The organism is Methylococcales bacterium (genome assembly GCA_030949405.1).
In the GTDB taxonomy this organism is placed as follows: domain Bacteria; phylum Pseudomonadota; class Gammaproteobacteria; order Methylococcales; family Methylomonadaceae; genus WTBX01.
The window spans coordinates 1,645,367-1,670,584 of record JAUZSN010000002.1; the positions used below are offsets into that span (position 1 = coordinate 1,645,367).

The 25,218-nt window shown below is 37.1% G+C and carries 19 protein-coding genes; 7 read left to right on the top strand and 12 right to left on the bottom strand.

Features of this window, described 5'->3' with window-relative positions; genetic code table 11:
- Positions 1-131 precede the first annotated feature (131 nt).
- Complete coding sequence (dnaE, locus tag Q9M50_08630) at positions 132-3,629, bottom strand: DNA polymerase III subunit alpha (GenBank protein MDQ7090695.1); 3,498 nt, start codon at positions 3,627-3,629, stop codon at positions 132-134.
- 336 nt (positions 3,630-3,965) lie between these two features.
- Here dnaE and coaD point away from each other — a divergent pair, with 336 nt between their 5' ends.
- Together coaD and Q9M50_08640 are read left to right on the top strand one after the other, a co-directional pair.
- Positions 3,966-4,445 (top strand): pantetheine-phosphate adenylyltransferase, encoded by a 480-nt coding sequence (gene coaD / locus Q9M50_08635; protein MDQ7090696.1) that lies wholly within the window; start codon positions 3,966-3,968, stop codon positions 4,443-4,445.
- 9 nt (positions 4,446-4,454) lie between these two features.
- Positions 4,455-4,706, top strand: a complete 252-nt coding sequence (locus Q9M50_08640; GenBank protein ID MDQ7090697.1) for a YfhL family 4Fe-4S dicluster ferredoxin — start codon at positions 4,455-4,457, stop codon at positions 4,704-4,706.
- Positions 4,707-4,952: 246 nt separating this feature from the next.
- Here the strand turns inward: Q9M50_08640 and Q9M50_08645 are convergent, their stop codons facing one another.
- Entirely contained in the window at positions 4,953-5,348 is a 396-nt protein-coding gene (locus Q9M50_08645) for a hypothetical protein (GenBank protein MDQ7090698.1), read from the bottom strand.
- Positions 5,349-5,895: 547 nt separating this feature from the next.
- Positions 5,896-7,899, bottom strand: coding sequence for an excinuclease ABC subunit UvrB (uvrB, locus tag Q9M50_08650; protein MDQ7090699.1), 2,004 nt, complete (start codon positions 7,897-7,899; stop codon positions 5,896-5,898).
- A 137-nt stretch (positions 7,900-8,036) separates the two neighbouring features.
- Between uvrB and Q9M50_08655 the strand changes: the two genes are divergently transcribed.
- The gene (locus tag Q9M50_08655) at positions 8,037-9,224 is read left to right on the top strand and encodes a pyridoxal phosphate-dependent aminotransferase (GenBank protein ID MDQ7090700.1); all 1,188 of its coding nucleotides are present in this window, start codon (positions 8,037-8,039) and stop codon (positions 9,222-9,224) included.
- A gap of 84 nt (positions 9,225-9,308) precedes the next feature.
- Here Q9M50_08655 and Q9M50_08660 read toward each other — a convergent pair whose 3' ends face one another.
- The 5 genes from Q9M50_08660 to Q9M50_08680 all read right to left on the bottom strand — a co-directional run bounded on the left by Q9M50_08660 (position 9,309) and on the right by Q9M50_08680 (position 16,387).
- Positions 9,309-9,647 carry a DUF2782 domain-containing protein gene (locus tag Q9M50_08660; protein ID MDQ7090701.1) on the bottom strand — a complete coding sequence of 113 codons (339 nt, stop codon included), beginning with the start codon at positions 9,645-9,647 and terminating at the stop codon, positions 9,309-9,311.
- Positions 9,648-9,669: 22 nt separating this feature from the next.
- On the bottom strand, positions 9,670-13,584 hold the full coding sequence (locus tag Q9M50_08665) for a response regulator (GenBank protein MDQ7090702.1): 3,915 nt from the start codon (positions 13,582-13,584) through the stop codon (positions 9,670-9,672).
- A gap of 197 nt (positions 13,585-13,781) precedes the next feature.
- A complete protein-coding gene (locus Q9M50_08670) occupies positions 13,782-14,021 on the bottom strand; it encodes a transposase family protein (GenBank protein ID MDQ7090703.1) in 240 nt (79 codons plus the stop codon).
- A 136-nt stretch (positions 14,022-14,157) separates the two neighbouring features.
- On the bottom strand, positions 14,158-14,676 hold the full coding sequence (locus Q9M50_08675; protein MDQ7090704.1) for a transposase family protein: 519 nt from the start codon (positions 14,674-14,676) through the stop codon (positions 14,158-14,160).
- Between the two features lie 208 nt (positions 14,677-14,884).
- Positions 14,885-16,387: a DUF6399 domain-containing protein gene (locus Q9M50_08680; GenBank protein MDQ7090705.1), complete on the bottom strand. Its 1,503-nt coding sequence runs from the start codon at positions 16,385-16,387 to the stop codon at positions 14,885-14,887.
- 634 nt (positions 16,388-17,021) lie between these two features.
- Between Q9M50_08680 and metF the strand changes: the two genes are divergently transcribed.
- Positions 17,022-17,882 carry a methylenetetrahydrofolate reductase [NAD(P)H] gene (gene metF / locus Q9M50_08685; protein MDQ7090706.1) on the top strand — a complete coding sequence of 287 codons (861 nt, stop codon included), beginning with the start codon at positions 17,022-17,024 and terminating at the stop codon, positions 17,880-17,882.
- A 63-nt stretch (positions 17,883-17,945) separates the two neighbouring features.
- Here the strand turns inward: metF and Q9M50_08690 are convergent, their stop codons facing one another.
- On the bottom strand, positions 17,946-18,455 hold the full coding sequence (locus Q9M50_08690; protein ID MDQ7090707.1) for a DUF2062 domain-containing protein: 510 nt from the start codon (positions 18,453-18,455) through the stop codon (positions 17,946-17,948).
- 429 nt (positions 18,456-18,884) lie between these two features.
- Here Q9M50_08690 and Q9M50_08695 point away from each other — a divergent pair, with 429 nt between their 5' ends.
- Positions 18,885-19,259 carry a DUF3015 family protein gene (locus Q9M50_08695; protein ID MDQ7090708.1) on the top strand — a complete coding sequence of 125 codons (375 nt, stop codon included), beginning with the start codon at positions 18,885-18,887 and terminating at the stop codon, positions 19,257-19,259.
- Positions 19,260-19,314: 55 nt separating this feature from the next.
- Here the strand turns inward: Q9M50_08695 and Q9M50_08700 are convergent, their stop codons facing one another.
- From Q9M50_08700 to Q9M50_08710, 3 genes are read right to left on the bottom strand one after another with little or no spacing between them, the layout of a single operon-like run.
- Positions 19,315-21,546: a DNA internalization-related competence protein ComEC/Rec2 gene (locus Q9M50_08700; GenBank protein ID MDQ7090709.1), complete on the bottom strand. Its 2,232-nt coding sequence runs from the start codon at positions 21,544-21,546 to the stop codon at positions 19,315-19,317.
- A 27-nt stretch (positions 21,547-21,573) separates the two neighbouring features.
- Positions 21,574-22,452, bottom strand: coding sequence for a ribosome small subunit-dependent GTPase A (gene rsgA / locus Q9M50_08705; GenBank protein ID MDQ7090710.1), 879 nt, complete (start codon positions 22,450-22,452; stop codon positions 21,574-21,576).
- Entirely contained in the window at positions 22,452-23,708 is a 1,257-nt protein-coding gene (locus tag Q9M50_08710) for a M48 family metallopeptidase (GenBank protein MDQ7090711.1), read from the bottom strand. Before Q9M50_08710 ends, rsgA begins: the two co-directional genes overlap by 1 nt.
- Positions 23,709-23,799: 91 nt before the next feature.
- Here Q9M50_08710 and orn point away from each other — a divergent pair, with 91 nt between their 5' ends.
- Positions 23,800-24,348: an oligoribonuclease gene (gene orn / locus Q9M50_08715; protein MDQ7090712.1), complete on the top strand. Its 549-nt coding sequence runs from the start codon at positions 23,800-23,802 to the stop codon at positions 24,346-24,348.
- Positions 24,348-25,058, top strand: a complete 711-nt coding sequence (gene crcB / locus Q9M50_08720) for a fluoride efflux transporter CrcB (GenBank protein MDQ7090713.1) — start codon at positions 24,348-24,350, stop codon at positions 25,056-25,058. The genes orn and crcB overlap by 1 nt, the downstream gene beginning before the upstream one ends.
- The last annotated feature ends 160 nt before the right edge of the window (positions 25,059-25,218 follow it).

The window sequence follows — 25,218 nt, forward strand, 5'->3', positions numbered from 1 at the left end:
TACGTTATTTCGTCAGCGAAATAAGCTAACCCAGCCTACAATTTTTTTTATTTTGTAGATGATTTTCGGGTGTTATTAATCGCTTATTATTTTGACCCAACAGAAAGCCTTTCCTTCTTTAAAGCCTACAATTACGCTTGGTATTTAACCTCGACCGCGCGAATATCCGCACAACGTTGTAATCGTGAAATTAATTCATCGGTGGCCGTTACTCGCCAACTTTCACCTAATTGTAATTTAGCACAGGCTTCTTTTGAAAAATAATGAATAAGCAGAGGACACTTTCCGCCTTGAAAGGGAGCAATAATCTCGCGTAAGGTCTTCATAAAAACAAACGTATCGGTAGTTTCATCCTGACAATGCCATTCAAAGGTTAAACCACGTGCAAACGTTGCCCGTGCTTGTTCAATGTTGTACATTTTATCCGCCGTGAGCCGCAACATGCCACTAAAATCATCAATCGTTAAACTCCCCTCAGCCACCAATAGCGTATCCTTTACAAACACATCACGATACTGGTCGTAAGTCTTACTAAACGCCGCGACTTCTAACCGCCCAGTTCGATCATCTAAGACTGCAAACCCCATTGTTTTACCTTTCTTAGTTTGCCTTGTCCTAATATCTAAAACTAACCCTGCGACCCGCGCTTCCATTTTCCCACGAGAACGTTCTGCATCCGCTAATAAGGACGCAATGGTTCCATGCGTAAATTGCTTTAACTCATGCTGATATTGATTAATCGGATGACCTGTTAAATACAAGCCTAACGTTTGTTTTTCACCTTCTAAACGATCCCGTTCCGCCCACGGTTCGGCCTGAGTGGAATAACGTTCCTCATCTTCATGGGATTCTTCTGCTTGAACCATTAAGCCAAATAATTCATTCTGCCCCGTTGCAGCCATTTTTCCATGTTTTTCAGCAACACGTAACGCGACAGGAAGCTCAGAAAAATGCCCTGCACGATTATCATCAAAAACATCAAATGCGCCCGCACGAATTAAGCCTTCTAAAACGCGACGATTTACTTTGCGTAATTCAACCCGTTTACATAAATCATAAAGCCCTAAAAATAACCCATTTTGCTTGCGTTCCGCCATTAAATCTTCAATTGCTGACTGGCCTACGCCTTTAATTGCACCAATACCATAAACAATTTTTTGAGAATGATCGGTCGTAAAATGATAATTAGAAACATTCACATTAGGCGGTGCAAGCTCTAACTTCATTTGCCGACATTCTTCAATTAACATCACCACTTTATCGGTATTGTCCATATCGGCCGATAAAACCGCCGCCATAAAAGCAGCGGGATAATGCGCTTTTAACCATGCGGTTTGATAAGCCACTAAGGCATAAGCGGCAGAATGAGATTTATTAAAGCCATACCCCGCAAATTTCTCCATTAAATCAAATACATAGGTAGAAATTGATGCCTCGATATTATTTTTTATAGAGCCTGTGGTAAAAAATTCACGCTGCTTGGCCATTTCTTCGGGTTTTTTCTTACCCATTGCTCGCCGTAGCATATCCGCCCCTCCCAACGTATACCCCGCCATTTCCCGTGCAATTTGCATCACTTGTTCCTGATACAAAATAACCCCATTCGTCGGCTGTAAAATCGGCTTTAAAATCGGATGAGCATATTCCGCTTTGGCCCCATGTTTAACATTAATATAATCATCCACCATTCCCGATTCCAACGGGCCAGGACGATACAAGGCCACTAATGCAATAATATCATCAAAACAATCAGGTTTTAGTTTACTAATTAACTCCTTCATTCCACGAGATTCAAGTTGAAAAACGGCGGTCGTTTGAGCCGCTTGAAAGATTTCAAACGTCGATGAATCATCGCGTGGAATCTTGTTAATATCAACGAAAGCCGCCCCTTGTTTTTCCTTTTCGGCATTAATCGTTTGCAAAGCCCAATCAATAATTGTTAACGTTCGTAAGCCTAAAAAATCAAACTTAACTAAACCGACCGCTTCCACATCATTTTTATCAAACTGAGTGACTAAATTATTACCCTCTTCATCACAGTAAAGCGGAGTAAAGTCCGTTAACTTAGTCGGCGCGATAACAACGCCCCCTGCATGTTTCCCTGCGTTTCGAGAAATACCTTCTAATGATAAAGCCATATCAAGCAAGGCTTTAACATCCTCATCCGTATCATACAAATCTTTTAATTCAGCACTCGCCAGTAAAGCTTTTTTTAACGTCATCCCTATTTCAAAAGGAACCAGTTTTGATAACCGATCAACAAAACCATAAGCATGGCCCGATACCCGTCCGACATCACGAATCACCGCTTTTGCCGCCATTGATCCATAGGTAATAATTTGCGAAACTTTGTCGCGTCCATAATGTTCCGCCACATAATCAATGACTTCATCACGGCGTTCCATACAAAAATCAATATCAAAATCAGGCATTGAAACCCGTTCTGGGTTTAAAAATCGCTCAAATAATAAATCAAATTCTATTGGGTCTAAATCAGTGATTTTTAAAACATAAGCAACCAATGAACCTGCACCCGATCCTCGTCCGGGTCCCACAGGAATTTTCTGATTTTTTGCCCATTGAATAAAGTCGGCTACAATCATAAAATAACCAGGAAACCCCATATTACAAATCACATCAAGTTCAAGCTGCAATCGTGCGTCATAGGCTTGACGGTTTTCATCAAACGTTCCTGAACCGATAGGGGCGTATTCTTGCAAACGCTGATTCAACCCTTCTTTTGCCGCTTGACGAAAGACTTCATCCAAAGTCATGCCTTTGGGGACAGGAAAATCGGGTAAATAATTAGTTCCCAAAGTCAGCTCTAAATTACAACGCTTGGCAATTTCAACCGTATTGGCGAGGGCTTCAGGAAGATCCTTAAATAAAGCCTGCATTTCTTCAGGGCTGCGTAAATATTGCTGATCGGTATACTCTTTAGGACGGCGTTCATCATCAATGACACGACCTTGGTTAATACAAACCCGTACCTCATGGGAGTCGAAATCAGTTTGATATAAAAATCGAACATTATTCGTCGCAACCACGGGTAAATTTAAAGCGGTTGCTAAGTTCACCGCCGAATGCAGATAACGTTCTTCTTCTGCTTTTCCAATCCGTTGTAATTCTAAATAAAAACGATCTTTGAAGAGGGTCGCCCATTTTTGAGCGCGTTGTTGAGCGAGGTCATTATTTTCAGCTAATAAGGCTTGGCCCACATCGCCATCCATCGCTCCCGATAAGGCAATTAAGCCATCATGATTTTCAAATATCCATTTTTCTTTCAACATCGGAACGCCTAAATGCTGCCCTTCTTGGTAAGCTTTAGAAATAAGTTCCGTTAAGGTGATGTAACCCTGTTGTGTATTCACTAACAAGGTTAATTGAAAGGGTTTCGTCGGGGTTTCAGGGTTATAAAGATAAACATCCGCCCCGACAATCGCTTTAATTCCCACTGCGGCGGTGGCTTGATAGAATTTGACTAATGAGAATAGATTGCCTTGCTCTGTCATTGCGACGGCGGGCATATTAAGGTCTATTAAACGTTGAGTCAGCGGTTTAATGCGAACAATCCCATCGACAAGAGAGAATTCAGAATGTAATCGAAGATGGATAAATTGAGGCTGCATGAGGATTTAAGACATCGTGTAAAAATTCAAGAGGTGGCTAGTTTACGCTTATTTTTTATTTCGCTTCAATTTTTAAAAACTAAAGATAAATACAGCATAAGGCGATTGCTCTAAAAAAACCGTTTAATTTGTAGGTTATGAAATTTTAGAGTTAGATGATAGAAATCGTGACTTAATAGAACGATTTAGACTACAATTAGTTGTTAAAAATGTCTCCGTTATTCATATAAGCAATTGATTTATTAACGTTATTTGTCCACTCATATAAGTGTGTTTCCTATTTTTTTAACATTGACAATCACTTTTAGTATAAAATTCCCTCCTTTTTATTAAAAAATGCAAATTACCGCTATTTATCCAGGAACATTTGACCCTGTTACCAACGGTCATTTAGATTTAATCGCAAGGGCCTCTAAACTATATGACACGCTTATTGTTGGTGTTGCCGCTAATATTAGAAAAACGCCTTTATTTACATTAGAAGAACGTATTGGTCTCCTCCAATCAGTCGTGGTCGATCATCCTAACATACAGGTCATTGGCTTTAAAAATCTCCTCGTAGACTTTGCAAACGAACATCAAGCCCGTGTTATTTTGCGCGGCTTACGCACTGTTTCCGATTTTGAATATGAATTTCAATTAGCCCGCGTTAATCGACGGTTGTCACCTAAATTGGAAACAATTTTTTTAATGCCCGCAGAATACGATGAGTTTATTTCATCCACCATGACCCGAGAAATAGCAAAATTAAAAGGGGATATTTCAAGTTTCGTTCCCCCTATTGTTGAACAATCTTTAATCAAAAAATTTACTTAAGGAGTATCTATGTCACTTATTATTGACGAAGAATGTATTAATTGTGATGTCTGTGAACCTGAATGTCCTAATGGGGCGATTAGTCAAGGGGAAGACATTTACATTATTGACCCTAGCCTCTGTACGGAATGTGTCGGTCATCATGATCTTCCTCAATGTATTGAGGTTTGCCCTGTTGACTGTATTGAAAAAGACGCCAGCAATGTTGAAGAACACGATTCGTTGTATCAAAAATACTTAAATTTAACAAAAGTAGCGTAGAACGATCGTTTTTAGGGCGATAGAAAAAATAATCATCCTAATAAACAATAGGCTACCAACTTAAAACAGAGGCATTGCATTCAGACCTCCGACGTTTTCAAAACCTCGAAGGTCTAACCCCTGCGTTTAAGTTGATAGTTGAAAAAATAATCCGCTCTCTTTCAACGAGTAGCGGGTTAAAACAGAATGATTAATAACATCTGAAAGCGGTCTATAAAATTTTGGATGTTATTAATGTATTAGTCCCTATTTATTTAAATTAGTCGGCTCGTCAACCCGAACGGCTTTCCAATTCCAAACCGCACCTGTTTTACTTTCAGCCGTCCCTGAAATAATATTGTCTCCTGAAAAACTTCCCTGATAGGTAGAATATTTATTATTGAAATAAAAATAAACTTTTTCACCACTTTGTCGCCATGTATCATTATTAGGCGTTTTATCATTAGGGTGTTTGGTTCGTAGGGTTCCATTGGAAATAAATTCCATATCATATTCCCAATCGGTATCCATATAATGCCATTTAGTATTACTGACTAAGGGATATGAATTCGTAAGGGGCATTTCTCCTTGTGTACTACAGGCGGTTTGCATTAACAACGTGCCGATCACAAGCATGAATAATCCATGATTTAACAGTTTCATTTTAAGTCTCTATGCGTGGGTGTTAAAAATTTAAATAATGAAATTTTATATCAGCTGGGATAAACGCCTTAGCTTAATTTAGGCATAATAATCTAATAACATCCAAAATTTATTTCCATTCTGTATGGCTTTCAGACGTTATTAATCTCTTATTCCTTAGTAATAAAGCGATTACACACGAGCAGCCTAACTTTAAACGACCAATCGTTTAAAGTAATAAATTTTCATTCCTAAAGTTAGAGTGTATTAAAGATAGCAGGTTTCATTAATAAATGAATAATTCAATGTTTAAAGTTTATAACAAATGTTACGAAAAAATTGTAAATAGCCAACGAATAGGCCATAAAAATCTTTAGGGTTTAGTGTGAAAAAACTTGTTTTTTCACGCCTCTGTGTAACCAATACTTCGGACAGTTTTAAAAAAGATAGCTGTCTTAATTCTATAAGGCATTGATTTTAAAGAATTTTGTATTTGCGATATGTATTGGTAAATTCTTTTTAAATCAATGGGTTACAAAAACTGTCCGAACTATTGTGTAACATTAGCTTATAAAAAAGAATCTAATTCTTTTATCTGATCGCGTAGTTTAGCGGCCGCTTCAAATTCTAAATTTCTTGCATGATTATACATTTGTTCTTCAAGTTGTTTGAGATGTTTACTTTTTTCTTTGATGCTCATCGCCTGATAGTGAGCCAATGTTTCTGCAATCTTTATCGTTACCGCTAATTTTTCAGGTTTACCCTTTCCAGGAATACTGATTTCTAAAATATCAGTGACCGATTTAGAAATACTTTTAGGGATAATTTGATGGACTTTATTAAACGTTAACTGCATTTCACGACGACGGTTCGTCTCATCAATCGCTTGCTGCATAGACCGAGTAATTTTGTTCCCATACAAAAGTGCCACTCCCTTACTATTACGCGCAGCACGGCCTATCGTTTGTACTAATGATACTGCTGAGCGTAAAAAACCTTCTTTATCCGCATCTAAAATGGCGACTAAGGAAACTTCAGGAATATCAAGCCCTTCACGTAATAAGTTGATTCCGACTAAAACATCAAATAACCCTAAACGTAAATCACGAATAATTTCCATCCGTTCGACGGTATCTATATCCGAATGTAAATAGCGAACTTTGACATCATGCTCCATTAAATAATCGGTTAAATCTTCTGACATTCGTTTAGTGAGTGTCGTCACTAAAATCCGTTCTTGTTGTTTCACACGTTGATTAATCTCGGATAATAAATCATCCACTTGTGTCGTTGCGGGACGTACTTCAATTTGAGGATCTAACAATCCTGTCGGTCGAACGACTTGTTCAACCACCGCCCCAGAATGTCGTTTTTCATAAACACTCGGGGTTGCCGAAACATAAATACGTTGCCCTGAACGCTGTTCAAACTCATCAAATCGCAGCGGACGGTTATCTAATGCCGACGGTAAACGAAACCCATAATTAACCAACGTTTCTTTACGAGAACGATCGCCTTTATACATCGCCGATAGCTGTGGAAGGGTCACATGACTTTCATCAATAATGATAAGGGCATCATCCGATAAATAATCAAACATTGTCGGCGGAGATTCACCCGCATCACGGCCCGATAAATAACGTGAATAATTTTCAATCCCTGAACAATAGCCAACTTCCAGAATCATTTCTATATCAAATAAAGTCCGTTGTTCTAAACGTTGAGCTTCAACTAATTTATGGGTTTCACGAAGTTGAATTAAACGGGATGCTAATTCAGTTTTAATGGATTCAACCGCGTTTAAAAGTTGATCTCTGGGGGTTACATAATGATTTTTAGGGTAAAGCGTATACCGTGCTAACCGTTGTAACATTTCGCCTGTTAACGGATCAAATAATGACAGTTGTTCAATTTCATCATCAAATAACTCAATACGCAAGGCCGCTTTATCCGATTCAGCGGGAAAAACATCAATCACATCCCCTCGAACACGATAATTTGCACGGCGCAATTCGGTATCATTTCGAGTGTATTGCATTTCAGCTAAACGCCGTAAAATATCACGCTGTTTAATGAAGTCCCCCCGTACTAAATGAAGAACCATTTTAAAATACGATTCAGGTTCGCCTAACCCGTAAATAGCTGAGACCGTGGCGATCACAAGAGTATCGTCCCGTTCAATTAATGCCTTTGTCGCCGATAACCGCATTTGCTCAATATGTTCATTTAAAGAAGCATCTTTATTAATAAAGGTATCTGACGCAGGCACATAGGCTTCGGGCTGATAATAATCATAATAAGAAACAAAATATTCAACACTATTCGTCGGAAAAAACTCTTTCATTTCACCGTATAACTGAGCCGCTAAGGTTTTATTCGGTGCAAGTATCATCGCAGGACGCTGACATCGTTCAATAACATTGGCAATGGTGAATGTTTTTCCAGACCCTGTTACCCCTAAAAGCGTTTGATGAAGCTCACCGTCATTAAGTCCTTCCACTAGTTTATTGATCGCTTCAGGTTGGTCGCCTGCGGGCTGATAATGACTTTTAATTTTAAATGGTTTTTTCATAACAGAGTCTCCTTTATCCGTTTTAACTTAAATCTAAAACAGGGGTCATTATTTTTATTTTTTATAGTGAGTTCACTATTATACATAGCGTATAATGCTCAAATTCTTTTAAATCTTGATTTTATTCACAGGGCACTATGAGCATTCAATTATCTAATCGGGTCAACGCTGTTAAACCATCACCCACTTTAGCAATTACGGCAAGGGCGGCACAAATGCGTGCCGAAGGTAAGGATATTATTGGATTGGGTGCGGGTGAACCTGATTTTAATACCCCTGAACACATTAAAGCCGCAGGGATTAAAGCCATTGAGTCGGGCTTTACCCGCTATACGGCCGTGGATGGTATTGCGAGTTTAAAACAAGCGATTATTACTAAATTTAAACGCGATAATGGCTTTGATTATCAAGCCAATCAAATTTTAGTTTCCTGTGGTGGAAAACAAAGTTTTTTCAATTTAGCGCAAGCCCTTTTAAATCCTGAAGATGAGGTTATTATTCCCTCACCGTACTGGGTTTCTTATCCTGATATGGTGTTATTAGCGGGTGCGGTGCCTGTTATGATTAGAACCTCACAAGCTCAAAATTTTAAAATTACGCCTGCCCAATTACGCGGGGCAATGACCAGTAAAACGCGTTTGTTTGTGATTAATAGTCCCTCAAACCCAACAGGGGTGGCTTATACCGAAGAAGAACTGAAAGCCTTAGCCGATGTGTTACTCGACTTTCCCAATGTTATCATTGCAACCGATGATATGTATGAGCATATTTTGTGGAAAAAAGGCACTTTCGTTAATATCCTGAATGCCTGCCCTGCACTTTATGAACGAACCCTGGTTTTAAATGGCGTTTCTAAAGCGTATGCGATGACAGGTTGGCGTATTGGTTATGCCGCAGGACCTGTGGCCATTATTAAAGCGATGAGCAAAATTCAATCGCAAAGCACCTCTAACCCTACCTCAATTTCACAAGTTGCCGCTGAAGAAGCCATTAATGGTGATCAATCTTGTATTGATACGATGATGGTTGAATTCAAAAAACGTCATGATTTTGTGGTGGCAGAATTAAATAAAATAGACGGCTTTGAGTGCCTTTCAACCGATGGAACATTTTATGTTTTCCCTAAAATAGAGGCGGTGATTGAACGCTTAGACGGGATTAAAAATGACTTGGATTTTGCCGAGTATTTAATTGAAAAAGCAGGGGTGGCGATTGTTCCAGGCTCCGCTTTTGGCTGTCCAGGTCACATGCGAATTTCAATTGCAACCAGTATGGAAAATTTAGAAAACGCACTGATAAGAATTAAAACCGCCCTTTCAACCTAAGTTCGTTATCTTGTTAGTAGAGATGCGAGATCTCGCGTCTCTACTATTTGAAGTCTAAAATGACACTGCACTCAGTCACTAAAATCAATCCCATTCCAATAATTTCCATTGATTGACGTTTAGATTACGATCTAAATCATTACCACGGACATCCATATTACCATCCCCATCAGTATCAATTAAATAATAAGGAGGGCCAACATCAGGAACGATTTTTACCATGTATAACTCGCCATTCTTACGAAACTCTTGAATCGTTTTATTATCGCGACGAATAATTGTAATATCAGGTTCCATAACCTCGTTATCTTCAACAGGCATGGGCATTTCAGGTAATTCAGGAAGGGGCATTGGCTCTTCCAGTTCATCCTCGGCCAAACAAAGTGCGGGGATAAATAGAATTAAAATAAATAAACGATACATCATAAAATATCCTTTTTAATTATTATGGATTAAGCGAGGGTACATTTTTATTTATTTCATTAATCACCGCCTTAAGTACGTTATAAAACTGGGGTAATAAGGCTTTATCTTGACTTTGATCTAATTCAATAGTAATAGCCGATAATGCTGTTGCACCAATACTAGCACTGAGACCTTTTATCGTATGAGTCGCCCTTTTAAACTCATCATCTGATAAATTATCTAAGTTTAAATTTTTATACTCCTGAGCAAAGTTAATTAAAATTTTAAAATATAATTTTTTATTATTAGCAAAATAGAACAGCCCAGTTTTCATATCTAAGTTAATAAAACCGTCCTTATTTTTTGATTTAATCACTTCTTTTTCTTTATTAACTAGCTGTTCGCTGACTCTATTTTTCTTAGAAATATATTTTAATAAAGTCTTATAAAGCTTTTCAACATCAACAGGTTTATTTAAATGTTCATTCATCCCAATCGCCTGTGTTTTTTCAATATCTTCACGCATGGCATTGGCAGTTAATGCGATCACAGGTATGTCTTTATTTTGATTTCTTATTATTTTTGTTGCCTTATAACCATCCATAACTGGCATTTGTAAATCCATCAAAATTAAATCATATTGATTCCCTTCAAAATATGAAATAGCTTCTTGACCATTGTTTGCAATATCTATTTTAATGCCACTATTTTCTAATAATCCAATAATAATTTCTTGATTAATCAAATTATCTTCAGCTAAAAGAATTTTACTGCCCTGTAAGACTTCAATATCATTTTTTAAACCACTACTAGCGCTAGCGGTTTGTTCAGAAAAAGAGCTTGTTTTCTCACCTAATAAAATATCGGTTAATACATTATTTAAAATCGAAGGATTAATGGGTTTTTGTAAAAAAACATCAATACCCACCTCTTTAGCGGAAGTAATAATACTTTGCTGTTTAAAAGCACTAATCATAATAATCGTTGCTGTACTTTCTTCTTGACAGAATTCGTTAATTTTTCGAGTTGTTTCTATCCCATCTAAATGCGGCATATTCCAGTCCATTAAGATAATATCATAGTATTTATTACTTAATTTATGGAGTTTTTCTAAGGCTTGTCGCCCCCCTGAAACAAAATCAACCGAAAAACCAAAACTTTGTAATAATGTATTCAATATTTGTTGCCAACTTTCACTATCATCAACCACTAAAATATGTTTATCATTAAAAAATGTAATCTCTTTAAGTGATTCTTTTTTCTGAGTTAATTCTATTTCAAAAATAAAAGAGCTTCCTTTTCCTAATTCTGATTCAACCCATATTTTACCTTCCATGAGTTCAACTAACTGTTTGCAAATAGTCAACCCAAGTCCTGTACCTCCATATTTTCGAGTAGTACTTCCATCCGCTTGAGAAAATGACTTAAATAATTTTTCTTGTTGTTTGGGACTTAATCCAATCCCCGTATCTTTCACTTCAAATTGAATAAAATCAGATGAAGTAGAGCTTGTTATTTTTTTAATATAAATTCCAACCTCACCTGATCCCGTAAATTTAACCGCATTACTCATTAAATTAGTCAGTATTTGACTAATTCTTAAACTATCCCCATAAAAATTCTTACCCATATTTACATCATAACTAACCACTAACTCAAGGTTTTTTTCATGGGCTTTAAATTCGATTAAATCAATAACCCCATCAATAGTTTTAAATAAATCAAACTCTATTTTTTCGATGGTTAATTTACCCGCTTCAATTTTAGAGAAATCCAAAATATCATTAATAATACCTAATAAAGATTTAGCTGAATCATCTATTTTTTGAAGATAATTTTTTTGTTTATCATCTAATGAAGTCAACAAAGCCAAATGACTCATGCCAATAATACCATTCATGGGGGTTCTAATCTCATGGCTCATATTCGCTAAAAATTCCGATTTAGTACGGGTTGCCTCATTCGCCTTTTGTTCAGCAATACTACGGATTGTAATTTCATGCTCTAATTTTTTATTTTGTTTTTCCAGATCATTTTCCACCTCATTAGTTCTTTCTTTTAACAATAATATCCACCAAATAATCACTGTCATTAAAATACCCAAAATAGAGAGTAATAAGATAAAAGATCTTGCTAATACAGCGATAATCTCTTCAGACATATTTTCAGTCTGAATTGAAAACACTAACCATGAAATAACCCCAATAATAAAAAACAGCAGTGATAAAATAGCTATAAACTTAAAAATTTTTAAAATTATCGCAGGTGAACATTTCCCCCCTGTACAACGTTGAAGAAAAGCCGCTAAATTTTGCTGATAGGTACGTACAATTTCTTCTTTACAGCTATCATGACAATGGGCATCTAATGAACAACATAAGGAACAAATATTAGCGTTATGATGAGGACAATAAGCCATATCTTCTATTTCATAATCTGAACGACAAGTTCCACAATGCTTATGAGTTTCATGACTTCCTTGAAAATCATTCTTACGCGCAATATAATATTTCCCCTCCGTAATCCATGCAATTAAAGGAGATAATATAAAGGCTAAAATCAACGCAATAACAGCTGAATAACTTTGTGGCCAATCACCCAAAACTCCCATAAAGGCTAAAATAGAAACAACTGAAGCAATTCCCATACTCCCCATCCCTACAGGATTAATATTAAACAAGTAAGCGCGTTTAAATTCTACAATCTTGGGGCTTAAACCGAATGGTTTATTAATCACTAAATCCGCCACAATAGCGGCAATCCATGCGATGGCAACATTAGAATAAAGTCCTAATACTTTTTCTAACGCCTTAAAAATTCCTAATTCCATTAATAATAGCGCAACACCAATATTAAAAACCATCCAGACCACTCGTCCTTGGTGAGAATAGGTTAATCGCGCAAAAAAGTTAGACCAAGCAATTGAACCCGTATAAGCATTAGTCACATTAATTTTTATTTGCGAAATAATAACGAAGATAGTGACCGCTATGAGGGCAAATTCTGTATTATCAAATACATATTGGTAAGCGGTATAATACATTTGGACAGGACTTTTAGCCTCATAAGCTGATAAACTCAGGATAAAAACAAGGATAGCTAAGAAAACCCCCACCATTTGTCTTATAAAGCCTAAAATAATCCATCCTGGTCCCGCTATGAAGACTGAAAACCACCATTTAAACCGATTATTTTTCTGTAACGGCGGCATAAAACGTAAATAATCAACTTGCTCGCCAATTTGAGCAATTAAAGCCAGAGATATACTGATTGCAAAGCCCAAGTAATAAAAACTAAATTCATGGGTTTTAGATTTAACTCCTGAGAAAAAGGTAAAGGCTTCCAACGCATGACCTTCTTTCATTATTACTGCAACAATAGGTACTACCATCATTACAATCCATATTGGTTGTGTCCATAACTGTAATTGATTAATAAAGGTAATGCCATAAAAAACCAGCGGAATAATGACTATGGAACAGACAAGATAACCCCAAACCAAGGGTAAACCAAAATAGAGTTCTAACACCTCAGCCATAATAGCGGCTTCAAGTGCAAAAAATATAAAACTAAAACTTGCATAAATAAGCGAGGTTATGGTTGAACCGAAATAGCCAAAACCCGCACTTCTAGTTATTAAATCAAGAGAAAGATTATAACGTGCTGCATAATAGCTAATCGGAATAGCCGTCAGAAAAATAATGATCGAAGAAATTAAAATTGCCCAAAAAGCGGTACTAAATCCATAACTCAGTGCAATGGATGCCCCAATAGCTTCTAACACTAAAAATGAAATACTGCCTATTGCTGTGTTAGCAATTAAAAGTTCAGGCCATTGACGAAATGATTTTGGGGTGTAACGTAGCGAGTAATCTTCTAAGGTTTCATCAGCAACCCATTGGTTATATTCTCGACGAATATTTTGAGTATCTGATTGTTTATTAGTTGTTGTCATTATTCACTCGCATATTTCTTTATAATCATAAGCTTACTTAATAAATATAACAAGTAAGTACAATTTATTTTTAATGATTTAGAAGGGGTAACCTATATATAATAGATCATTACACCTCATCTTACGTTAATAATTTTAATAGACTTGTTCTTTAAGAAGAAGTTAATATATCATGTTAAAATTCCATAGGATAGCCGCTAAAAAAAGAAAATAAATCTTTTACACCTTCTTTTTTTATTTCTAAACTTGTCAACTAGACATCTATATCTTTTCATTCCACCGATTACATGCTCAACAATGACTCTTTCACGACTCATCTCTTTGTTTTCTTTTTTTTGTTTTTCAGTTAATGTTGGGTTTGGATTATGCTTAGATTTATTTGGTTTTTTATGAGGAATATTTACCGAATTAGTTTTATATTCATTATTAAACCCCAAATAACCTAAATCAATAAATATATTAAAATTACTAAACCAATTTAATTCTGGATTAAATTCTTTTTAAACATTCCATAATCATGATTTTTACCCGGAAAACTAACCCCAATATATAAAATTAAATGACCTAAAGAAGCTATAGTGGTATTTTTAATTGTATGCTGTTTTTTTTACCACTGTAAAATTCATTTTGTTCTTCATAGTCACTAGGGCGTTGTACAGCACGCTCTGTAGCATCTATTATCAATGTTTGAACTCCGCCAAAAGCCTGCTGCATTTCTTCAGGGGTTGAAAAACTTGTTGCAGGTAAAACATTAAATATATCTAACGTCTTTATTAAAATTGGAAATAATTTGTATACATGAGTATGAGCGCATGATTTATTCATATTAAAAGAAAACCCTAAGTGATCGAAAGTAGAATAACACTTCATATAATTTAATATAAATAATAATTTGTCTGCGGGTGTTTTTAATGTGCTATCTAAACCACTACCGTATTTTCTTTCTTTATTTTCATGTTTTTCTTTTTGATCTTCAATAAGGGTCTTTTCAAATAGAGATAATAGTAAAATAAAATGTTCTGTTTTTAATCCTGTTAAAGCTCTTAACTGTCTATCATCATAAATTCTTGGTAAAATTTCTTTTATTTTCATGTTATACTTTGATTTTTATTTTTTATAGAAATTTATTATAAAGCTTATTTATTATTTTTAATAATTTAATTTAAAGTTTATTTATTAGGCTGTATCAACTGATTGTGAATGTTATCAAGTATATATAAGCAATTGATTTTAATATATTTTATTTAGAAGAACAAGTCTATTATTAATATTATTTATATTGTGCAACTAGGCTACCAATTTAAGACGGGACATCCAGCAATTTCAAAGGGTTAGAAAACACACGCTTTCGACTATTTCTAGGAAGCGGTAACTCGCCCATTTCATTCAGTAGCCATGAAAACAAGTCTGGAAACTCGGTATCAAATAAACGCATGGCGGCGGTTGTGCCATCCTCACGTTTGATTCCGTAGTTATGAATGACCGTCAACGCGTTTAATCGCTTTTTATTCAAACCTCGCCCATTGCGATACATTTGCGATAAACAGCCATTTCGCCCTTCCACCGCAGATGAACTGCGTTGAAACTGCCTTGCCATATGCTCCGCCAATGTTAGCCATCGCTGCATTTCACTGATTGATAACTTTGCACTAAATGGGTCTGATTTGAGCTTATCAGACGCGGTTTCCCAAGCTTTTCGATAGTTTTCCTTTGACCTGCGGCTTTTAGTTTGTTCCATTTTCTGATGCCAATAAACAACGGGTAATAATGTTGTGGTCAACCAATATTCGGTATCCGCATCAAGCCCCAAATTTTGCAAGGTTTCGCGTACCCAAAGCCACCAAAAACTGATGGATACCGCTAACGGTTTTATTTGATTACGAAACTTTTTCATCACGCCTTTATGATCGTTAATCCCTTGTTTTTCCGCTATTTTTTCAAAGGCTCGCGCTCTTAACTCTAGCAACTTCTCAACCTGTTCCGCATCGTTTCTACGACTATCATTGAGTGAAAAAGGATGAACTTCATCCGCAATCCCTTGTAAGTTTTCGTGATAATCTGTTTGTATTTTTTTGGCTTCTTCAAGCTCTTTTTCAGCCGTTATCCGTGTTGTTTTAAGTCCAATAATTTTCTGCATCGTTGCCGTTTTAGAAACAGTAGACTCTGCGGTTTGCGCTGCTTGCCGCTGTTTTTCAGCCCTTGCTGCACGCCTGCCGATTTTCGCGCCTAACCAGCGACTCATATCTTGTTGAGCATGAAAAATATCTGCCCCCGATTCGCACTTAAACCCCGTCACTGCCATTTTTATCAACGCCTTAGCGCGATCACTAATCGCATGATTAACCTCAATGCCTAATGATTCTAATCGTGGCGAAACCTTTTTATACCAAGTATCGTAGCACCTATCATCGCTAATATCTTCCAACAAAAGATAGCCAGAACGTAAGTCCATTAAAACTAAAATCATAAAGTTGCCGAAAAAAGTCTCATCCAGCCCAGCAACAACTTTACGTGTTTGTTTTTTCACACTTTTTTCGCATTCTTGCTGAAACTGCGGCAATAAGACTTCCATTTTATTGATTTGAGTCCGCAGTGCGTCGGGTGATACGCCCACATGGGTGTCAATCCGTATCATTTTAAAAAACAGCGATAAAGTCTCTGCACCTACGCCTGCCTTTAATCCAAAGACATACAAGGCGGAAAACACCATTAATCTTTGCCAAGAACTACCTGCCTCGGTTTCCCATAATGATGATTCAGGATGTCGATTTCGCTTTGTTTGCGCTTGACGATGACGATGCACACTGCTTTTTGAGCGACCAACAATTGAAGCTAAGTTACGAACAGTTTGCTTGCCTGTTGTTGTAATTTCAGCGATAATTGCGTGACTAGCTGCGCGTATTTTCTGTGTTGTTCTGTTTTTTTAGTCATTAACCTATGATACAAGAATATCGCAGTTAGTTCTTTATTTTGTCCCGTCTTAAGTTGGTAGCCTGCAACTAACTTAAAATAGGATAATAGTGCATAATTATTACAAGTAACTATAGAAAAGCAATCTGTCCTATTCACAATAGTTCGGACAGTTCTTGTAACCCATTGATTTAAAAAGAATTTACCAATACATCTCGCAAATACAAAATTCTTTAAAATCAATGCCTTATAGAATTAAGACAGCTATCTTTTTTAAAACTGTCCGAAGTATTGCTATTCATGGACTAACATTAAGTCTTATATTATACGACCTTGAGATGTGAATCATAGTGTTTCTACCCATTTTTATTCCGTCTTAAGTTGATTGCAATGAATGCTGTCTTCTTTAAAGACCCCAATCATTACTATTTACTCCTCTTCATATTTTTAATGTCGCTAGTTATATTCTAGCTTTTATATGAAGATCTTTATTTTCACGCTATTAAAAATAACTTTTACTCTAAATTATGTCATCATCTAAAAATACCGTGTCTCTGTTCAGTTTTGAATTTTTCCCCCCTAAAACAGATGAAGGAGCTAACAACCTAGAAAGAGTTCAGAAAAGACTTAATAAACTCAATCCTGATTTTTTCTCAGTGACGTTTGGTGCAGGCGGTTCAACGCGGGATAAAACCTATGACACTGTGATTAAGATTCAACAAAGTGGCGTTTCAGCCGCACCTCATTTATCCTGTGTTGCCTCGACAAAAGAAAATATTGCTGAAATATTAAATGATTATAAAAATAACAAGGTTTCAAAAATTGTTGCGTTACGTGGCGATTTACCTTCGGGAATGATGTCGGCAGGTCAATTCCGTTATGCGAATGAATTGGTCGAATTTATTCGTGCAGAAACAGGTGATTTCTTTCAAATTCATGTCGCAGCCTACCCTGAAATTCATCCTCAAGCCAAGAACTCTAAAGATGATTTTGAAAATTTTAAACGTAAAGTTGATGCAGGCGCGGATGCTGTTATTACTCAATATTTTTATAATGCGGACAGCTATTTTTATTTTTTGGATGAATGTGAAAAAAATAACATTGATATTCCGATTGTTCCAGGCATTATGCCGATTACAAATTATTCACAATTATTTCGATTCTCAGATATGTGTGGCGCCGATATTCCCCGCTGGATGCGTAAACGCTTAGAACAGTTTGGTGATGATAGTGACTCTATTTGTGCTTTTGGTGAAGATGTTGTTTCTAGATTATGTCAACGTTTACTGGACAATGGCGCGCCAGGATTACATTTTTATACGATGAATAAGGCAAAACCCGTAGAAGCTATTTGGAATAATTTACGTCTTGGTGACAAGATCGCCTAATTTTTTTAACGAAAAATTCAGAGATGCAGAACATGCGTCTCTGATTTATATCCAAAAATTTATTTATCTTTTTTGTCGTAACTTCCATTGTTTGGCAACTGAATAACGCCAAATTCCTCGGATCCCCAAATAGCCAATAAGCGATGAAATAATGCCTAAAACAAAACAGCCTAAGAAAAAGGGTTGCCATATATCGCCTAACCCCGACAAAACACTTTCAACCGAAAATTCAAAGTCGCTACTGGGCGAGGGTTGAGCTAATAATTTTAATCCAATAAAATAAGCAAAATAAAACATAGGGGGCATGGTTAAAGGATTTGTTAACCACACTAACGCCACTGAAATGGGTAGGTTCGCCCGAAAATAAAAGGCACCCACGGCTGCAATAGCCATTTGTCCTGGTGTCGGTATCCACGCACAAAACAAGCCAACTGCAAATGCCATTGAAATAGAGCGGCGATTTAAATGCCAAAGATTGGGATCGTGCAGTCGATCACCCAAAAACTGAAGGTTTTTATGTTTTTTTAAGGTTTCAGGATTAGGTAAGTATTTTTTTATAAATTTTTTTGGCATAACAAAACTTCATATTTAAGAATAGTGGATCCGACATTATTTAATGAGGTACTGTCGTTATAATATTACAAATTGAGACGAATGCACACATTTAGCGCATAAATGAAACGTTCTGTCCTTTTAAATTAAGGAATGAGAACAGGGCTGTGAACGTCAATTTTTCCCGAAAAAATAGAATGCCTCACGTTATCAAGAACGTAATATTTATGCAACACTGAGTTATCGCGAGTAATTAAATGAAAGAGTCGTCAGAAAGACGGCTCTTTAACGTCACGAAAATTTTGTTTGAATTAAAATACCCAGACCTAATAGAAAATTAGTTGCCATTTTGACGCGAGGGTCATTAAAATAGCTAAAACAATTTTCTTTTTTTTATTTTATGGAACAGGTATGAAAAATTATTATCGACAGTGGACGCTTGTTATTATAATGACAAGTCTCGTCTTATCAGGTTGTTCATCACTGACGGATACGGTTGCAGCCAGTACTCAAACATTTACCAATGTGACCGATTCAACGTCTGGCTCATCAACGAACATTTCTAAAGATTCATCGCCGTCGAGTTCAAACACACAAAAAGCAATCGAATTTGCTCGTATCAATTGGATGAACCTAAGTGCCAATATGTCGAAAGGCGAAGGCGAACATTTGGCCGCCATGGCAAGTTTATTAGCAGTTCAAGAAACCCAAAAAACGGCTTTTTATAAAATGACCCAACAAAAGTTTGTGCGTCTTTTTAAGGAAGGAAAAGCCTCCGCTCCACAATTAGTAGAACAATTACAACAAGAAGTTACCCAGCTTTAATTTAAAATTTTTAAATCGGAAGGGCTAACAGGAAGTTGGCCTTTTTCAATTCGCGTTATTTAAAATTCCAATACTTACTAACGTCATCACGATAAGCCCTTAAGTGAAGACCTTTATCGGAGACAGTGAGCTGTAAAGCCCCCCGTTTAGCGGTTGAAAATGTCTTAACCCCTTGGTTTTGATAACGCTTTAATGCTTTAGCGTGCGGGAAACGATAACGATTTTTATAGCCAACAGGTATTAAAGCCCATTTGGGATCAACGTGTTTTAAAAATAAAGCCGTTGATGAGGTTTTACTCCCGTGATGAGGGACAATTAAGACATCACTTTTTAATGCTGAGGCCGCATAGTTCACGACACTTTTTTCAGCTTGTGCTTCAATATCCCCCGTTAATAAAGCACTGCCATAAATAGATTCCACCTTTAAAACACAGGAATTATTATTTTTTGATTTGAAGCGGTGTTCTCGCGGTGATAAAAACTTAAAAACAATGCCATCCCAGATCCAGCGGTCTCCTGATAAACACGCCTTAGCCAGCCCATAGCTGCTATAAATAGTCTTGACATTCAGGGTTTCAACTAACGATTTCATTCCCCCTTTATGGTCATTATCGGCGTGACTGATGATTAATCGGTCAATTTCTGAAATCCCGATACCTCGTAAATACGGGATAATTACCATTTTTCCCATATCAAAACTTTCTGAAAGTTTAACGCCCGTATCAAAGACTAATAAATGATTTTTTGTTTGAATAACGGTGGCTAAACCTTGGCCAACATCTAATAAATCAAGCCGAAATTCATTGTGCTTAAGTGTATTTTGCTTTGTAAATAAAAAAGGAAAAACAAAAAACAAAGCCAAATGACGCGCGGGAATCCCTTTAGGAGTGTAGAGCAATAAAAGGGCGATGATAACAAAGATAATCGCGGGTAAGGACACAAAGGAATGATTGACGGTGGCTAAGGGTAAAACAGCCAATTGCTCTAAAAACTCAAACAAGGCGGCTAAATTGTAATCCGCAAAATTTAATAAATACGTCGCTGTGGAGGCTGAAAAAATAAGGGTTAAAAGAGCCAGTAAAATTAAAGGAACAATAATAAAACTCACCCAAGGAATGGCAACAAAGTTAGCGAGGGGTGAAATAATTGAAACTTGCTGAAAAAATATCAGCGTTAAGGGGGCAAGCCCTAATGAGATGATAACTTGAATTTTTAAAAATGAAATGAGCCATCCTGTTTTCCCCAATCGTTTACTATTGCAATAAATAATCAACGTGATGGCTGAAAAGGAGAGCCAAAAACCGCCTGATAAAACCGCTAAGGGATCAATAATAAGGACTAAGAATAGGGCAATAGATAAGGCGGTGGAACGCAAAATATGGCGTTGATAAACAATAAAAATCATGGCCACCGCTGACATGACTAAGGCGCGTTGGGTTGGAATAGAAAACCCCGCTAATGCAGCATAAAGCGTGGCCGCTAGTAAGGCACTGTACGCGGCGATGGTTTGAGGTGAACCGTTTAAAATACCCGTCCAAACCCATAGTTTTAGGGTGAAAAAAAAGACAATTCCTGCAACTAACCCAATATGTAACCCTGAAATAGCCAGTAAATGATTCGTACCTGTTTTAGATAATAATTTCCATTGTTGATCGGTTATTTGTGAACGTTCCCCGATACTTAAGGCTTTAATTAAGGCGACCTGCGTATTTTCGTCTAAAAGTTGGTCTAATTGATCTGAAATAGACTGTCGCCAATGAGCGATGGTGTAGCGTTTATTTTTTTTAGGCTCGGCTACAGGCGGCGGTTTACGCACATAACCCGTTGCGCCAATACCGTAGGTAAACAAGAGCCGTTCATAATCAAATCCATAGGGGTTTAAACTGCCATGTGGACGTTTAAGCTTAACGGTAAAATGCCAATATTGGCCGGCTTTAAGACTTTTATCGTGGGTATACCAATTCAGGCGTAATTTATTCGGTAGATTCGCTTGGGGCGGATCAACAATAAAATCAAATCGAATCTTTCGGTCATCCTGTTTGGGTAAATTATCAATATAGCCTGCGACGTTAAGATCAACCCCTTCTTTATCGTTAGTTAAGGACTGCGATAACTGAATCTGAGCAAAAATGATCGCCCAAATAACCCCCACAAAGCACGCCACTAAATACATAGCGCGCTGATAATAACAAACAGCGGTTAAAAGACCCATCACGCCTACCCCGATGAATGTAGGCAGATGGGTTAATTGTTGAACTAAAATAATCCCTGTTAAAAAAAATAACACAAAACAGGGTATTCTTAGATTATTCACTCAAGCCGTGGGCATTTTTTCACGTAGTTTAAGAAAACGTTGATATCGAAAGGCTGAAAGGGTCTTTTTTTCAACCGCTTCTCGAACCGCACAGCCCTTATCTTTAACATGCCGACAATTATGAAAATAACAGCGTGCAATTAAGGGTTGAAATTCACGATAACCTTGGGCTAACTGGACTTCATTTAAACCCGCTAACCCAAAAATAGCCACCCCTGGACTATCAATTAAATCACCGCCATTCGGAAGATGATACAAAGTAGCCGCTGTAGTGGTATGACGACCGTGTTTAGTGATTTCTGACACGGTATTGGTCTTTAAGTTTTTTTCAGGTAATAACGTGTTGGTTAATGATGACTTTCCAACCCCCGATTGCCCTGCAAATAAACTCACTTGGTTTTTCAACGAGGCGGTTAAGGCATCAATGCCTTTCTGACTGATGGCACTCACCCGATGTATAGGATAGCCGAGGGCTTCATAATGTTTAAGTTCCGCTTCAATTTCAGTTGACGCGGGTAAATCTTGTTTATTAAACACTAATACCGCATCAATATTACGATTTTCACAAATGGCTAAATATTGGTCAATTAATAAAAAATCACAATGCGGTTCACGGGCAAAAACAACATATACTTTATCAATATTAGCCGCAACAGGGCGTGTTTTAGTGCCTCGGCTAGGACGCATTAATAACGAACGGCGCGGTAGAATTTCATCTATGCGCCCTTGTTGATTAGCTTTCGCCGTTAATAAAACCTTATCACCCACGGCAACGGTTTCTAGTTTTCGGCGGGTTTGACAGAGTATTATTTCATCATTACATTCAACAGCAATGCCTTGACCCAAATGGGAAATAACCAGTCCTTCTAAAATCGCCATTAGGATGTCATCTTTTCTTTTAAGTGGGCAATACGGATTGCAGCAGGGGGATGACTGTAATGAAATGCGGAATAAAGGGGATCAGGTGTTAACGTACTTGCATTTTCTTGATACAACTTAACCAAGCCACTAATCATTTTTGTTGCTTTTGCATTATTGGCGGCAAAATCATCGGCTTCAAATTCAAATTTACGTTGAAAATAAGCACTAATCGGTTGCATGAAGGGGGTGAAAACAGGAGAAACTAAAGTAAAGAGCAATAAGGCAGCGGCATTGGAATACTCAGGAATATAATCAACCCCCAAGCCATTAAAAAACCACGCTTGATTAATCAACGCGCCTAAAATAGCAAAGCTAATTAAGGTGGTGATGGAATTAGCGACCAACATTTTAATCACATGTTTGCATTTAAAATGACCAAGTTCATGCGCTAATACGGCTTCTAATTCTTCATCATCTAAGGATTCAATTAAGGTATCAAAAAAGACAATCCGCTTATTTTTTCCCATGCCCGTAAAGTAAGCATTTCCATGACCTGAGCGTTTTGACCCATCCATGATAAAGATGCCTTGACTATTAAAGCCGCAGCGTCCCAATAACCCTTGAATCCGTTCTTTTAATGACCCCTCTTCCATCGGAGTGAATTTATTAAATAAAGGGGCGATCACCGTTGGAAATAACCAGCTCATTAATAATGAGAAACTAATTAATAAAGCCCATGCCCATAACCACCATGTTGAACCAATGGATTCCATAATCCATAAAATCAAGCCTAATAACGGCATTCCAATCGCAAAAACTAAGCCTATTGACATCGCTTGATCTTTAAAAAATTGCGGTAAGGTACTTTTATTAAAACCGTATTTTTCTTCAATGACAAAGGTTTGATAATAACTGGTGGGCATTTCTAATAGCGTCATCACCACAAAAATACTGGCCATTGCGCCTAAGCCTGTCATCGTGGGTGAAAAACCTAAATCAGTCCAGCTTTTAAAGACTAAATCAATCGCGCCGCCTAAGGTTAAAACCAATAAAAAAATAATGCCGATGATACTATCAAAGTCACCTAGTCTTCCTTTTTCAGCGGTATAGTCAGCGGCTTTTTGATGATCGACCAAGGAAACTTTATCTTTAAAGGCATCAGGAACTTCATTACGGTGAACTAAGACATGGTTTTTCTGTCGAAAGGCGAGCCAAAATTGAATGCTGTAAGAAATAACGAGGGCGATTAAGAAGATATAAGTAAAGGTATTCATGAGTAAATAAGGGATAAATTTAACAATTAGCCATACAGATTAGCCAATGCTACAATTTACCGCAACTTTAATCACTTTTACGGATAACTTAATGGCACAGGATTCTAGCAATTTAATCTGGATCGACTTAGAAATGACGGGGCTTGATGTGGATAATGACCGGATCATTGAAATCGCAACAATTGTTACCGATAAGCACTTAAATACCCTTGCACAAGGACCTGTTTTGGCGATTTATCAACCTGATGAGGTTTTGTCAGCAATGGATAAATGGAATCAAAAACATCATGGAAATTCGGGGTTAATTAAGCATGTGAAAGCCTCCACCGTGACCGCAAAAGAGGCGGAAAAGCAGACTTTAAAATTTTTGAAGCAATGGGTTTCTAGCCATAAATCCCCCATGTGTGGGAATAGTATTTGTCAGGATCGGCGATTTTTACATCGATTAATGCCTAAATTAGAGCAATTCTTTCATTATCGTAATTTAGATGTCTCAACCTTAAAAGAACTGGCTAAACGCTGGTCACCTGAAATGAAGAAACAGTTTAAAAAGAAAAGTGAGCATATTGCTTTAGGCGATATTATTGAGTCCATTAATGAACTTAAGCATTATCGTAAGCATTTTATTAAATTACCTTAATGGGGCAGATTTTTGCCATTGCTTTAGGCGGTGCATCGGGGGCCGTTTTACGCTTTTTAATTTCCAGCGGGGTTTATAGTGGATTGGGGCGTGGATTTCCTTATGGAACGCTTACGGTTAATATCATAGGCTCGTTGTTAATGGGTTTATTAACAGCGGCTTTAGTGGTTGAAAAAGTGGCGTTAAGTTCAGAATATCGGGCGGCCTTATTAGTGGGTTTTTTAGGCTCATTAACCACCTTTTCGACCTTCTCTTTAGACACGGTTTATTTAATCACCCAAGGGCAATTAGCAAAAGCGGGGAGTAATATTGCGATAAGCGTTATTAGCTGCTTATTCATGGTATGGCTGGGGTTATTAATGGGGAAGGCTTTATTTTCTTATGAAAAAGGCCTTTTTTATTGGCACGGCTGGGTCTTTCCCTACGGTTTGGTGGCGGTTAACTTATTTATTTCATTATTAATTGGCGTTACGAGTTCCTTACTTTTGCATAAATTGAGTTTATCAATAGCCTATCAAGCCGCTATTATTATCCTTGTAATCGGCTTTTTTATCACCTTTTCTAATCTTTACTTATCGTTACAGTTATTAAGTGAAGGCTATACGTTTGAATTAAACATTAAACAAATCCTAGTGATCCTATTAACCCAGACTCTACTTTGTTGTTCTTTTTTAACATTAGGCTGGTTTGGCGGTTTATTAGCACGATAAACAAAAAGGTCATCCTAATTAAAAAATCACTTAAGGTCGGAGGAGTTAAGCCCACCCTAGGCGGATTTTAATACCATATAGAATAAAAAATTGACTACCCATTTAAGACGAGGCCAGTTGAGGTTAAGCCTCGCGCCATAGTGTCCCGTCTTAGGTTGGT

Bases quoted from the DNA above. Each gene is read 5' to 3' on its own strand.
- Q9M50_08690 (MDQ7090707.1), bottom strand. From the start codon at position 18,455: ATGCCAAAAAAATTTATAAAAAAATACTTACCTAATCCTGAAACCTTA.
- Q9M50_08695 (MDQ7090708.1), top strand. From the start codon at position 18,885: ATGACAAGTCTCGTCTTATCAGGTTGTTCATCACTGACGGATACGGTT.
- metF (MDQ7090706.1), top strand. From the start codon at position 17,022: ATGTCATCATCTAAAAATACCGTGTCTCTGTTCAGTTTTGAATTTTTC.
- Q9M50_08665 (MDQ7090702.1), bottom strand. From the start codon at position 13,584: ATGACAACAACTAATAAACAATCAGATACTCAAAATATTCGTCGAGAA.
- dnaE (MDQ7090695.1), bottom strand. From the start codon at position 3,629: ATGCAGCCTCAATTTATCCATCTTCGATTACATTCTGAATTCTCTCTT.
- Q9M50_08710 (MDQ7090711.1), bottom strand. From the start codon at position 23,708: ATGAATACCTTTACTTATATCTTCTTAATCGCCCTCGTTATTTCTTAC.
- Q9M50_08660 (MDQ7090701.1), bottom strand. From the start codon at position 9,647: ATGTATCGTTTATTTATTTTAATTCTATTTATCCCCGCACTTTGTTTG.
- Q9M50_08655 (MDQ7090700.1), top strand. From the start codon at position 8,037: ATGAGCATTCAATTATCTAATCGGGTCAACGCTGTTAAACCATCACCC.
- Q9M50_08675 (MDQ7090704.1), bottom strand. From the start codon at position 14,676: ATGAAAATAAAAGAAATTTTACCAAGAATTTATGATGATAGACAGTTA.
- rsgA (MDQ7090710.1), bottom strand. From the start codon at position 22,452: ATGGCGATTTTAGAAGGACTGGTTATTTCCCATTTGGGTCAAGGCATT.
- coaD (MDQ7090696.1), top strand. From the start codon at position 3,966: ATGCAAATTACCGCTATTTATCCAGGAACATTTGACCCTGTTACCAAC.
- orn (MDQ7090712.1), top strand. From the start codon at position 23,800: ATGGCACAGGATTCTAGCAATTTAATCTGGATCGACTTAGAAATGACG.
- Q9M50_08645 (MDQ7090698.1), bottom strand. From the start codon at position 5,348: ATGAAACTGTTAAATCATGGATTATTCATGCTTGTGATCGGCACGTTG.
- crcB (MDQ7090713.1), top strand. From the start codon at position 24,348: ATGGGGCAGATTTTTGCCATTGCTTTAGGCGGTGCATCGGGGGCCGTT.
- uvrB (MDQ7090699.1), bottom strand. From the start codon at position 7,899: ATGAAAAAACCATTTAAAATTAAAAGTCATTATCAGCCCGCAGGCGAC.
- Q9M50_08640 (MDQ7090697.1), top strand. From the start codon at position 4,455: ATGTCACTTATTATTGACGAAGAATGTATTAATTGTGATGTCTGTGAA.